This is a genomic window from Photobacterium sanctipauli (assembly GCF_003026495.1).
Lineage (GTDB): Bacteria > Pseudomonadota > Gammaproteobacteria > Enterobacterales > Vibrionaceae > Photobacterium > Photobacterium sanctipauli.
The window spans coordinates 81,016-92,614 of record NZ_PYMA01000012.1 but is presented as its reverse complement, the minus strand read 5'-3'; the positions used below and the strand labels follow the sequence as shown (position 1 = coordinate 92,614).

At 45.9% G+C, this 11,599-nt stretch carries 13 protein-coding genes; 12 read left to right on the top strand and 1 reads right to left on the bottom strand.

Annotated features, from left to right (window positions below; all coding sequences use genetic code 11):
* Positions 1–139 precede the first annotated feature (139 nt).
* The 12 genes from C9I98_RS17600 to C9I98_RS17545 all read left to right on the top strand — a co-directional run bounded on the left by C9I98_RS17600 (position 140) and on the right by C9I98_RS17545 (position 10,715).
* Positions 140–451: an ArsR/SmtB family transcription factor gene (locus C9I98_RS17600; RefSeq protein ID WP_036832776.1), complete on the top strand. Its 312-nt coding sequence runs from the start codon at positions 140–142 to the stop codon at positions 449–451.
* 93 nt (positions 452–544) lie between these two features.
* A complete protein-coding gene (gene arsB / locus C9I98_RS17595) occupies positions 545–1,576 on the top strand; it encodes an ACR3 family arsenite efflux transporter (RefSeq protein WP_036832777.1) in 1,032 nt (343 codons plus the stop codon).
* A 128-nt stretch (positions 1,577–1,704) separates the two neighbouring features.
* A complete protein-coding gene (gene arsD / locus C9I98_RS17590) occupies positions 1,705–2,094 on the top strand; it encodes an arsenite efflux transporter metallochaperone ArsD (protein WP_081879167.1) in 390 nt (129 codons plus the stop codon).
* A gap of 12 nt (positions 2,095–2,106) precedes the next feature.
* On the top strand, positions 2,107–3,825 hold the full coding sequence (gene arsA / locus C9I98_RS17585) for an arsenical pump-driving ATPase (protein WP_036832778.1): 1,719 nt from the start codon (positions 2,107–2,109) through the stop codon (positions 3,823–3,825).
* Positions 3,826–4,105: 280 nt separating this feature from the next.
* Complete coding sequence (locus tag C9I98_RS17580; protein WP_107272278.1) at positions 4,106–5,689, top strand: cytochrome ubiquinol oxidase subunit I; 1,584 nt, start codon at positions 4,106–4,108, stop codon at positions 5,687–5,689.
* Between the two features lie 11 nt (positions 5,690–5,700).
* Positions 5,701–6,837 (top strand): cytochrome d ubiquinol oxidase subunit II, encoded by a 1,137-nt coding sequence (gene cydB, locus C9I98_RS17575; RefSeq protein WP_036824943.1) that lies wholly within the window; start codon positions 5,701–5,703, stop codon positions 6,835–6,837.
* A gap of 10 nt (positions 6,838–6,847) precedes the next feature.
* Positions 6,848–6,958 (top strand): cytochrome bd oxidase small subunit, CydX/CbdX family, encoded by a 111-nt coding sequence (locus C9I98_RS17570; protein ID WP_158262693.1) that lies wholly within the window; start codon positions 6,848–6,850, stop codon positions 6,956–6,958.
* Between the two features lie 284 nt (positions 6,959–7,242).
* The gene (locus tag C9I98_RS17565) at positions 7,243–8,199 is read left to right on the top strand and encodes an MBL fold metallo-hydrolase (RefSeq protein WP_107272276.1); all 957 of its coding nucleotides are present in this window, start codon (positions 7,243–7,245) and stop codon (positions 8,197–8,199) included.
* Positions 8,189–8,515 carry a hypothetical protein gene (locus tag C9I98_RS17560; protein WP_036825766.1) on the top strand — a complete coding sequence of 109 codons (327 nt, stop codon included), beginning with the start codon at positions 8,189–8,191 and terminating at the stop codon, positions 8,513–8,515. The genes C9I98_RS17565 and C9I98_RS17560 overlap by 11 nt, the downstream gene beginning before the upstream one ends.
* On the top strand, positions 8,503–9,402 hold the full coding sequence (locus tag C9I98_RS17555; protein WP_081879010.1) for an MbnB/TglH/ChrH family RiPP precursor modification enzyme: 900 nt from the start codon (positions 8,503–8,505) through the stop codon (positions 9,400–9,402). Before C9I98_RS17560 ends, C9I98_RS17555 begins: the two co-directional genes overlap by 13 nt.
* The gene (locus tag C9I98_RS17550; protein ID WP_036825769.1) at positions 9,386–10,087 is read left to right on the top strand and encodes a DUF2063 domain-containing protein; all 702 of its coding nucleotides are present in this window, start codon (positions 9,386–9,388) and stop codon (positions 10,085–10,087) included. The genes C9I98_RS17555 and C9I98_RS17550 overlap by 17 nt, the downstream gene beginning before the upstream one ends.
* A gap of 40 nt (positions 10,088–10,127) precedes the next feature.
* Entirely contained in the window at positions 10,128–10,715 is a 588-nt protein-coding gene (locus C9I98_RS17545) for an HvfX family Cu-binding RiPP maturation protein (RefSeq protein ID WP_036825772.1), read from the top strand.
* A 71-nt stretch (positions 10,716–10,786) separates the two neighbouring features.
* On the opposite strand, the gene C9I98_RS17540 is transcribed toward C9I98_RS17545, so the two are convergent.
* Complete coding sequence (locus tag C9I98_RS17540; RefSeq protein ID WP_107272275.1) at positions 10,787–11,512, bottom strand: carbonic anhydrase family protein; 726 nt, start codon at positions 11,510–11,512, stop codon at positions 10,787–10,789.
* Positions 11,513–11,599 lie beyond the last annotated feature (87 nt).

Sequence of the window (11,599 nt, the reverse complement as noted above, 5' to 3'; positions counted from 1 at the left end):
GTAATGGAACAAAGCACTAAATATCTCTAACCCTCCTGCCCGATGAATTTTCGATATTTCGAGAAAAGTAGTTGCAAAGTCGAAAGCACCGTCTTACCATTAATCGTAATTTAACGATGAATACAGTGAATTGAATCTTATGGCTGATTGTTTGACCAACCTTGACCCTATTGAACTGGATGAAGCCACTGAGGTAGAGCTAGCTGCTTTTGCGAAAGCCATTAGCCATCCAGCCCGTGTACGATTGCTAAAAATTCTTGCTAGCAATAAGTGTCTTGGTTCAGATCTTGTGGATCAGCTGGATCTTGCACAATCCACCATTTCTGAGCACCTGCGTGTACTCAAGCAAGCAGGTTTGGTTCATGCAGAAGTACAGCATCCTCGTACGTGCTTTAGCCTCAAGCCAGAAGCCTTACAGCGCATGAAAGATTTACTGGGCTATCTCGACTAAATTTATGGGGTGCCTGATAGGATTTTCTCTCAGGCATTTTTTATTGATACTTATATCGTTATTCGACGATAACCGATTAACAAGGTACTTATAATGGGCATATTTGAGCGTTACCTTAGTGTCTGGGTTGGCTTAGCCATGGTTGCTGGTCTGCTTGGTGGCACCGCATTTCCTGATCTTTTCGCCTTTATGGGCGGATTAGAATACGCCAATATCAACTTCATCATTGCTGTGCTGATCTGGTTAATGATCTATCCAATGATGATGCAGATTGACTTTACTGCGGTTAAAAACATCCACCGCCGTCCTAAAGGTTTGATTGTTACGCTGACGGTTAACTGGCTAATTAAGCCTTTTACCATGGCATTTTTGGGCGTGGTCTTCATCAAATACTTCTTTAGCGATCTTATGGGTCTTATCACCCCAGATCTGGCTAACGAGTACATTGCCGGTATGATTCTGCTTGGTGTCGCACCCTGTACGGCAATGGTATTTGTATGGAGCCAACTCACCAAAGGTGATGCTAACTACACCTTGGTTCAAGTCGCAGTTAACGACCTGATCATGGTTGTCGCCTTTGCTCCGCTAGCCGCATTCTTGCTAGGTGTCACTGACGTGACAGTGCCTTGGAGTACTTTGATTATTGCAGTGGTGCTATACATCGTGATCCCACTGATTGCTGGCTTGTTGACACGTAAGATATTGCGTACAGAAGATGCACTACAGCGCTTTGGCAACAAGGTGAAACCACTGTCTATCCTTGGCCTTATCAGCACAGTTGTTCTGCTATTCGGTTTCCAGGCGCCTCAAATTCTGGCGAACCCACTGGACATCGTTCTTATTGCTATCCCGCTGATCATCCAGACATTCTTGATCTTCGCTATCGCGTATTACTGGATGTTCAAGTGGAAAGAACCACACCGTGTTGCAGCCCCGGGCGGTATGATTGGTGCGTCTAACTTCTTCGAGCTAGCCGTTGCCGTTGCCATCAGCCTATTCGGCCTTCACTCAGGTGCTGCACTGGCAACCGTGGTTGGGGTACTGGTAGAAGTACCGGTTATGTTGGCACTGGTTGCTTACGCTAACCGTACTCGCGACAAATTCCCAACGGCGCACGCCTACTAATTACCATTGATTAGCCCCAGGACACTGGGGCTAAAACTGCTACCAACAACGACTACCACTTAGGTTTTTCTATTGTGCATCACTTCTGTTTGCACAATCTCTCCGTGAAAAAAGAAGGAACCCGAACCATGTCTAATATTACAGTTTTTGACCCTGCAATGTGTTGTTCTTCTGGTGTCTGTGGTCCTAAGCCAGATCAGAAATTATCGGTCTTTTCTGCTGATCTGCAATTCCTTGAATCCCAAGGCCATGCCGTTACCCGCCATAACCTGGCTCAAGAACCTGCCGCTTTCGCAGGCAACCTCACCGTTAAGGCCTTACTAGAAGCCCATAAAACAGACGCGCTACCTATCATTCTTCGTGACGGCGAGCTAGTCAGCTATGGTACCTACCCTACGCGTACCGAACTTGCCCTGATGGCGGCTGGTAATAAGCCAAAAACAAGCCAAGGCGAAAAGGAACAAGCAGAGGAAGCCAATGCTGAATCTAATAACTGTTGCTGCACTGGCAGTTGTTAAGGAGCCGCTATCATGGAATTTCTCAACCAACTCCCCCGCGTGCTGTTTTTCACCGGCAAAGGCGGCGTAGGCAAAACCAGTACAGCCTGTGCAACCGCGATGCACCAAGCCGCGACTGGCGAAAAAGTCCTGCTAGTGAGCACCGATCCGGCTTCTAACATTGATGAAGTACTCGAAACTGAGTTAAGTAACAAACCAACAGCGGTTAACAATGTTGATAATTTGTTTGCCCTAAACATTGACCCACGTGCGGCGGCGGCAGACTATCGCGCCAAAGCAATCGACCCATACCGTGGTGTACTGCCTGACGCTGTATTGGAAAACATGGAAGAACAATTATCTGGTGCTTGCACGCTGGAAATTGCGGCTTTTGATGCATTCACCGAGCTACTGGCCGATGAGAAAGCAACGGAAGGCTTCGACCGTGTTGTATTTGACACCGCCCCAACAGGTCATACCCTAAGGCTACTATCGCTACCTAAAGCTTGGACCGGCTTTGTCGATGACAACTCGACAGGTACATCCTGTCTTGGCCCTCTCGCCGCCCTAGAAAAACAAACCGAGCTTTATGCCCGTGCCGTGGAGCTATTGGCAAACGAAAAACACACCCGCTTAGTGCTGGTAACACGCCCCGATCAAGCTGCTTTGAAAGAAGCGGCACGCAGCAGCCTTGAGCTTTTAGATTTAGGCATTACCAATCAGCACCTAGTGATTAACGGCTTGTTCCAAGCCACAGACACGGCAGATTCCGTTGCCGTCGCCTTAGCGAAAAGAGCCAGCGATGCGCTAGAGGCAATGCCTGAACAACTGCGTGCCTTACCGCAAACGACCATTGCAATGAAAGCCAATCCGCCAGTGGGATTGCAAGGACTAGCAACCTTCTTTGCCCCTGAATGTACGAGCGAAGCAAGCACAACCGCCAGCGGTACTTTCTCCGCTGACAACATTGATGATTTGAACGCGTTTGTTGACGAATTGGCAACCAGTGGTCGTGGTGTGGTCATGACCATGGGCAAAGGCGGGGTGGGTAAAACCTCTGTTGCCGCCATGATAGCAAGGCAGCTGGCCAACAAAGGGCTGCCTGTCACCCTAACGACGACGGATCCTGCGGCACACGTACTAGATGCGGCCGGCGAAGTACCTGAAAACCTTGCTGTTGAACGCATTGACCCTGCCGCTGAAATTGAGCGCTACAAGGAAGAAGTGATCAGCGAAGCCGGTGAGCTTGACGATGATGGCCGTGCGCTGCTAGAAGAGGACCTGCGCTCGCCATGTATCGAAGAAATTGCTGTTTTCCAAGCGTTTGCCCGTACCGTGTTCCAAGCCGACGACATGATCACAGTGATCGATACCGCCCCAACCGGCCACACAATCCTATTGTTGGATGCCGCACAGAGCTACCACCGAGAGGTACTAAAACGAGGCGATGCCCACTCGGAAGAAGTGAGCGGACTACTGCCCCGCCTTCGCGATCCGTCATTTACTCGACTGCTCATTTGTACACTGCCGGAAACCACACCAGTACACGAGGCGGCAGACTTACAGGACGATTTAGCAAGGGCTGAAATCGAACCTGCAGGCTGGGTTGTCAACCAATCACTCACCCCGCTAGAGGTGACTGATCCGCTTTTGGTGGCACGTAAAAACCGCGAGGCACGCTACCTTGAAGAAGTAAGTACGCAACATGCTAAGCGTATGTTTGTACTGAGTTGGCAACAGCAAGGGCTATAAATTGTTCTTTTAGGCAAATCAAACAATACCTGTGAGCAAAGGTTCAATAAGACCTTTGCTCTTTTTTCATCATGACAATAACCAAGCCCAGCATCACAGATTCCAGTCATCACTCAATACATAAGTTAAGAATAACTTAACTTATCATTCCATATGTTTGACTACCTTTAACCCCTTACCAGCATTACCATCCCTCCGCTCTATCTGTCGCTCAACATTTAGAGCAAACCCAAAATAATAAAGCAGTATTCCGTCAGTCAGCCTGACGGGGAGGAATTTTATGCTCACTGAAGTCGCTGATTTATCGCGGTTACAATTTGCTTCAACCGCACTATTTCACTTCATATTCGTACCCTTAACCATAGGGTTAGTTGTTTTGCTTGCGATAATGGAAACCATGTATGTGGTTACCGACCAGCAAATATACAAAGACATGACCAAATTCTGGGGGAAGCTATTCGGTATCAACTTTGCCATTGGTGTTGCCACCGGTCTTACCATGGAATTTCAGTTCGGCACCAACTGGTCATATTATTCACACTATGTCGGTGATATTTTTGGTGCGCCACTGGCCATCGAAGCGCTCATTGCCTTCTTCCTAGAATCAACCCTTGTTGGACTCTTCTTCTTTGGCTGGGATCGGCTCTCTAAGCGCCAGCACTTGGCCATTACCTGGCTAACAACTTTGGGGTCCAACTTTTCAGGTTTGTGGATCTTGATGGCAAACGGCTGGATGCAGAACCCAGTCGGCGCTGAGTTCAACTTTGAAACCATGCGCATGGAGATGGTCGATTTTGCTGAGGTTGTATTTAACCCAGTCACTCAGGTGAAGTTCCTTCATACTGTTTCGGCGGGCTATACCACCGGTGCCATTTTCGTTATGGGTATCAGTGCCTACTACCTACTGAAGGGGCGTGACATTACATTTGCCCGACGTTCATTCGCCGTCGCTTCTGCCTTTGGTCTCACCGCAATCCTTGCCACACTCATGTTGGGTGACGAATCAGGCTATGAATTGGGAGATGTTCAGCAAACCAAACTGGCAGCGATTGAAGCGGAATGGCATACCGAGGAAGCCCCTGCATCATTCACCCTGTTCGGTTTCCCGAACCAAGAAACCATGGAAACCGACTACGCCATCAAGATCCCTTACTTGATGGGAATTATTGCTACCCGCTCACTAGATAAAGAAGTACTGGGCATCGACGATCTAATGAAGATCAGCGAAGGCAGAATTCGTAACGGTATGGTGGCTTACGGATTACTTGAAAAACTTCGTAATGGCGAGAAAACACCTGCAAACATACAGGCATTTGAAGCTGTCAAAAAAGATCTTGGCTACGGCTTGCTGCTAAAACCTTATACCGAGACAGTCGTTAACGCGACCGAAGCACAAATCAAGCAAGCAACCAAAGATACCATTCCTCAAGTTGCCCCACTGTTTTGGAGCTTTAGGGTCATGGTCGCCTGCGGCATGCTAATGACACTGCTGTTTATCACCGCCTGTTGGTACAGCTGCCGCTCTAACTTAACCAAACAAACTTGGTTACTGAAACTGGCAATGATTTCAATCCCTTTGCCATGGATTGCCAGTGAAGCCGGCTGGCTGGTGGCAGAATACGGCCGACAACCATGGGCGGTTGGCGAAGTGCTACCGGTCAACATGGCAGCTTCCCAGCTCGAACCAGGCCAGATTATGATCTCTATGGCTATCGTTTATGTGCTGTATACCCTGTTCTTGATTCTTGAAACTTTCCTTATGTTCCGCTTCGCCCGCCTAGGTCCAAGCGCCATCAAAACAGGCCGCTACCACTTCGAAACTTCGCCTGTTGAGAAGGCGCTAAACTCCGCCAATAGTCATTAAGGTAGGGTGATATGTTTGATTACGAAACACTTCGATTTATTGCTTGGGTAATTATCGGTCTGATACTCATCGGCTTTGCTATTACTGATGGCTTTGATATGGGGGTCAGCGCCCTGCTTCCCATTTTAGGAAGAAGTGATAAAGAACGCCGCATCATGATTAACTCGGTAGCTCCACACTGGGATGGCAACCAGGTCTGGCTAATCACCGCCGGTGGTGCCATCTTTGCCGTCTGGCCATTAGTCTATGCAGTTTCTTTCTCGGGTTTCTACATAGCAATGATACTAGCGTTGGCTGCGCTGTGGCTTCGTCCTGTTGGTTTTGATTACCGTTCAAAAATCGATAGCCCAGCTTGGCGTGCTACTTGTGACAATGCTTTGTGTCTGGGCGGTTTAATCCCCTCCGTCATTTTTGGCGTGGCTTTTGGCAATTTACTTCAAGGGATCCCGTTTGAACTCAATGAGTTTCTAATGACCAGCTATAAAGGCAGCTTCTTTGGCTTATTGAATCCTTTTGCGCTGCTATGTGGCTTGGTGAGCCTGAGTATGATTTTGACTCAGGGGGCGACCTGGTTATTGATGAAAACCCGAGGCTACCTTCACCACCGAGCAAGCAATTTTGCTCAAGTGTCTGCCTTAGCCACGACGTTACTGTTTGTTTTATCGGGTATTTGGGCCTACAACCTTGATGGCTATGTCATCACAAGCCAATTGGCAACGGATGCTGCAGCCAACCCACTCAACAAAGAGGTAAGTACCGTCGCTCACGGTTTATTCACTAACTTCAACCAAAACCCCATTTTATGGTTAATCCCTGCCCTAGCGGCAATTGCGCCAGCAATTACTGCTATTTCAGCGAGGAATAAGAAAGATGGCACGGCATTTTTAATGTCGAGCTTAACCGCAGCGAGCATCATTTTGACAGCGGGTATTGCGCTCTTCCCCGTCATCATTCCATCTAGCCTGAATCCATCACAAAGCCTCACCATTTGGGATGCGACATCGAGTGAGAAAACGCTGGGCATAGTCACAGTGGTTTCACTGATCATGGTACCAACCATTCTTGGCTACACCCTATGGTGTTATCGCAAGATGTTTGGCCGATTAGATGAACAGTATATCGAGAAGAATAATTCAAGCTTGTATTAAGGAGAGTGGCATGTGGTATGTAGTTTGGGTAATAGGCTTAATTTTTGCCAGTTACTGTGGTGCCATTAATGGCTTTCGAATGGAACGCAAAGAGCAGGGTTGGAAAAATGGCCAAGATTAGCCTTTGTGACCCCTATTAGGGCTTATTAACCCTTCCCATAAATAAAAAACTCGCCTTTAGGGCGAGTTTATTATTTAAGCAATTCTCATCCCTTACAGCCCTTCGTATTACTCAACTATCCCAACCAAAATCATTAAGCTTCCCTTAACAAGCAATTAAATACAATCAAATATACTTAACCAGACATATCTTTTATCTTAGCCCCACGCTTTGACCGATATCAATAAAAACGAATTTATTGAACAAGTCGAACAAAGGTTTATTTAGCTAGAAAGGTATGCGCTATGAAATTCAAATTAAAAACACTCCTTGTTGCGACGGGCTTATCCATCGCTTCAAGCATGTCTTATGCAATCCCACTAAAACCTGTAGATACTGACTTTACCCTGCAGTTGCTTGGTTCTGGCGGCCCGATCACAGATGATGTTCGCGCTTCTTCTGGTGAGGTGATCTGGTGGAAAGGCAAATCCAAAATCCTAATCGATGCCGGAGCCGGCGTTTACTTACGCTTCGGGCAATCAGGTTCACGCATGGAAGAACTGGACTTTCTCGGTGTCACCCATTTCCATACCGACCATGTCACTGATTTACCAGCCCTGTTGAAAGGTGGTTACTTCTTTGACCGCTCTTCGACTCTGGCCATTGCCGGACCAACTGGCGAAGGCGCTTTCCCTAGCCTAACCGAATATATGGATGCTCAGTTCAACCGTGAATCAGGGGCATACGCCTACCTAAACGGTATATATGACGGCAGTGATGGCCTATTTCCGGTATCAATCCAAGATGTTGACTTCCATAAAAAAACTGGCACAAAAGTCTACGAGGATGATGGACTGAAAATTTTTGCCAAAGGCATTCCACATGGCGATGCACCAACCCTCTCTTTCCGTGTTGAATCAGAGAAAGGCGTGATTGTCATTTCTGCAGACAATAATGGCTCGGATGAAAGCTTCCTTGACTTTGCCAAAGGTGCTGACTTGCTTGTTATGCCAATGGCCATTGATGAACACGCCGATGAAATCTCTAACTTTATGCACGGTTCTCCATCGGTCATCGGCAAGATTGCACAAACCATTAAACCTAAAGCACTTGTCCTCAACCACTGGATGGGCAAAGGCTTAGCGCTAAAAGACGAAGATATTGAAATCGTCAAAAAATACTACAACGGGCCAATTTACGCAGGCCGAGATATATCTAGTTACCCAATGAGCACAATCATGGAGCAAAGCAATGCACAATAAAATCGTACTATCTATCGCAATGACCTCGGTGCTGGCTATGAATGCAGGCACGGTGCAGGCTGAATCCCAAGACAATGCAACAGCGGCCCAAAAGCCTGTTGTATCGGCACCAAGTAGCAACAACGGTGGTAAATGTGCCAGCGGCAAATGCGGTACTGAAAAGATATTTGCCAAAGTTGAGCTAAATTCAGATCCCCAAGATAAGCTTGTTCGTGCTCGAGACGGGAAATGCGGCCTAACCGGCCAAGGTCTAGCACCGGAAGAAGCGACTATCGCCCAACCAGGCAAATGCGCAGGTGGGCTATGCGGACAATAACCCTTTTAAGCAAAGGGATAGGTCTTCGCAACGAGCACATGGATGTGCTCTGCCAGCAGCCAAATTTCGATGACATTGATTTTCTCGAACTGGCACCTGAGAATTGGATGAATATAGGAGGAGCAAAACAAGAAGCGCTTGAATGTATTTCAGAAAAATACCCTCTGGTTGCCCACGGATTGAGCTTATCTATTGGTGATACGCAACCACTTAATATTAGTTTCATTAAACAAGTGGGTAGTTTTCTCGACCGGTATAATATTGAGATTTATAGTGAGCACCTCAGTTTTTCACGAGACAATAACGGCTACCTGTATGACTTATTGCCAATACCAAGGCATAAAGAAAATTTAGCCTATTTATCAGACAGAATTAAAGCGGTTCAAGATATATTACAACGCCCACTGGTATTAGAAAACATTTCTTACTATTACAACTACCCAGGTGATATTCCAGAGGAAGAGTTCTTTACACGTCTTGTTGAAATGACTCAGTGCGAGCTGTTGCTGGATATTAATAATGTCTTTGTGAATGCAAATAATCATCACTATGATGCTTTAACAATGATCAAGGGTATGCCCTCTGATGCCATTCGGTATTTTCATATTGCAGGTCACTTAAAGCAAGATGATAACTCCCTACTGGATACACACGGTAAGGCTGTAACAAACGACGTTATCCAGTTAGCGAAAGACGTGATTGATTTTCATGGTCCAAGGCCATTGCTATTAGAGCGGGATCATTTCGTTCCCTCCATCGAGGAGCTCACACAAGAGCTTAATGATGTCTATCACTTTGCAATGGAATGTAATCTTCAATCTAATGAGGCAGAACGTTATGCATTATCCGCCCGAGAGTATGCAAGCTCTAATGCAAGGCTTTGCTGATAATGTCCGTAAAAAACCTATGCTAAGCAATAAAGATAGCGCTAATTATCATGAGTTTGTATGGGGTAATGTACACAGCGTAGTCACCCAAACATTTCCGCTATTCTCTGAAAACTTAACAGAGGAAACGCTTCAGCAATGGGTGACAGCCTTTATAAAAGAGAGCCATGCGATTGAGCCTGAATTCCACCATATTGCGACTGAATTTGTGCGTTTTGTTCAATCAAATAATCAAACGCTATCGTCGCAGTTAACCTCTTTATTAGAGTATGAATGGGTCGTGTTTAGCACTGAGATAAACACAAATAGTGTTCCACTCACCACAATGACACTGCCAGAAACATTGTCTGCACAATGGCTTTCTGACTGTGTAATTGAAGTTAACCCAACATTGCAGTTAATAGAGGTGCCCTTTCAAGTCAAAGGTAGCAAGGTTCAATTTAATGAGGTAGAAGAAACACCCCAAGCTTATGCGGTATATCGAAATTCAGTTCATCAAGTTTTATCTCAGCCTCTGAAAATGAATGATCGGTTGATATTAATACCACTTAGCCAATATCGCTCAGTCACTTTTGAATCATTGCTAAGTGAGTTCAATGAAAATTTATCAATAAACCACATCATTCATTGGGTACAACATTTTAATCAGACTGAGCTTATTAAGATTAACAAAGTCAAAAGCTAATTACTTTAATCACATTCTGTAAAAAATCAGGAACTAAATTATGATTCAAAAAATCACCGATTTCTTTGATGGTATTTTCGACAAATGTAAACGATTCGACTTTATTGCCCTTTTAGGTGTAAGGCTATTTTTATTGCCTGTTATATATGAAGGTGCTCACTCAAAAGTCATGGGATTTAGCGGAACAGTCGAGTTCTTTGCCTCACCAAAAGCAGAAGGCGGCTTAAACCTGCCCTTCCCTGAACTACTGGCATTTCTAGCAACCGCAACAGAAGTGTCAGGCTTGATCTGTATCGCGCTTGGCTTATTCACGCGTTTGATCTCTATTCCGATGATGGTCGTGATGACAGTCGCAAGTGCAATGGTTCACTGGAGCCACGGTTGGTTGGCGATTGCTTCCAATGACATGGAATCAGCCATGCGCTTCAATAACTTCATTGTGTGGCTTTCTGAGAACTTCCCTGGCCGCTATAACTATATTACTGAACTTGGCGACCCGGTGATCCTTAATAACGGCATGGAGTTTTCTATTACTTACTTTGTCATGCTGCTTGTACTGTTCTTTTATGGTGGCGGTCGTTACGTCAGTGCTGATTACTGGCTACGTAAGGCTGTGACAAAAAAATAAATCTAATCAATTAGTCAGCTAAGAAGGAAGCCGTTGCCAAGCAACGGCTTTTTCTTTCAGCTCAACACTATTTACACCAGTTCCATTTTTCCGGTGGAAATATCATACATCGCCCCAACCAACTTTATTTTTCCACTTTCTTCCAAGTCTTTTATTGTTCCACTGTTCTTTCGTATTTCTTCAATGGTCAACTGAACGTTAGTTTTTGCCACAGCATCCACGTAAGCATAATTTTCAGGTTCTTTCTTACCTTCATAGTGGGTTTCAGCTATGGCTGGCTTAATTTTATCCAGCAACCCTGTCAAGTTGCCCATCTCAACATTGGCAATTGCCCCTTGAACCGCACCGCACTTGGTATGGCCCATGACCAAAATAACCTTTGCACCAGCCACTGCGGTCGCAAACTCCATGCTGCCCAAAATATCGCTGTTCGATACGTTACCTGCTACGCGGCTGTTAAATATTTCCCCGATCCCTGCGTCTAACACAATTTCAGCCGGCGCCCTTGAGTCAATACAGCTTAAAATAACCGCCGATGGATGCTGGCCATGCTGACTGGTTCGCTTCTGGGCCAGATAATCATGCTCAACTGTCTTTCCCGCTACAAACCGCTGGTTCCCTTCAAGAAGTGACTTCACCACTTCATCGGGTGTCATAGCATCCCTTTCTTCCTGGGTTAGTGATGCCGCAAAAGAAACAGATGGCAATCCACCGACAACAGCTAAAGCCGCCGCACCAGCAGACAACTTCAATAGGTTTCGCTTAGATAAGTCAAAAGAACAGTTAGTTTTACACATCCAATACATCCTGATAATTAGGTAAGGGAGTAATCTAATATGCCTGCCTTTAGTATAAAAATGCGCCTCAATGTATGTGTAAATATT

Bases quoted from the DNA above. Each gene is read 5' to 3' on its own strand.
- C9I98_RS17560 (WP_036825766.1), top strand. From the start codon at position 8,189: ATGCACAATAAAATCGTACTATCTATCGCAATGACCTCGGTGCTGGCT.
- C9I98_RS17540 (WP_107272275.1), bottom strand. From the start codon at position 11,512: ATGTGTAAAACTAACTGTTCTTTTGACTTATCTAAGCGAAACCTATTG.
- C9I98_RS17565 (WP_107272276.1), top strand. From the start codon at position 7,243: ATGAAATTCAAATTAAAAACACTCCTTGTTGCGACGGGCTTATCCATC.
- arsA (WP_036832778.1), top strand. From the start codon at position 2,107: ATGGAATTTCTCAACCAACTCCCCCGCGTGCTGTTTTTCACCGGCAAA.
- C9I98_RS17555 (WP_081879010.1), top strand. From the start codon at position 8,503: ATGCGGACAATAACCCTTTTAAGCAAAGGGATAGGTCTTCGCAACGAG.
- C9I98_RS17550 (WP_036825769.1), top strand. From the start codon at position 9,386: ATGCAAGGCTTTGCTGATAATGTCCGTAAAAAACCTATGCTAAGCAAT.
- arsB (WP_036832777.1), top strand. From the start codon at position 545: ATGGGCATATTTGAGCGTTACCTTAGTGTCTGGGTTGGCTTAGCCATG.
- C9I98_RS17580 (WP_107272278.1), top strand. From the start codon at position 4,106: ATGCTCACTGAAGTCGCTGATTTATCGCGGTTACAATTTGCTTCAACC.
- arsD (WP_081879167.1), top strand. From the start codon at position 1,705: ATGTCTAATATTACAGTTTTTGACCCTGCAATGTGTTGTTCTTCTGGT.
- cydB (WP_036824943.1), top strand. From the start codon at position 5,701: ATGTTTGATTACGAAACACTTCGATTTATTGCTTGGGTAATTATCGGT.
- C9I98_RS17570 (WP_158262693.1), top strand. From the start codon at position 6,848: ATGTGGTATGTAGTTTGGGTAATAGGCTTAATTTTTGCCAGTTACTGT.
- C9I98_RS17545 (WP_036825772.1), top strand. From the start codon at position 10,128: ATGATTCAAAAAATCACCGATTTCTTTGATGGTATTTTCGACAAATGT.
- C9I98_RS17600 (WP_036832776.1), top strand. From the start codon at position 140: ATGGCTGATTGTTTGACCAACCTTGACCCTATTGAACTGGATGAAGCC.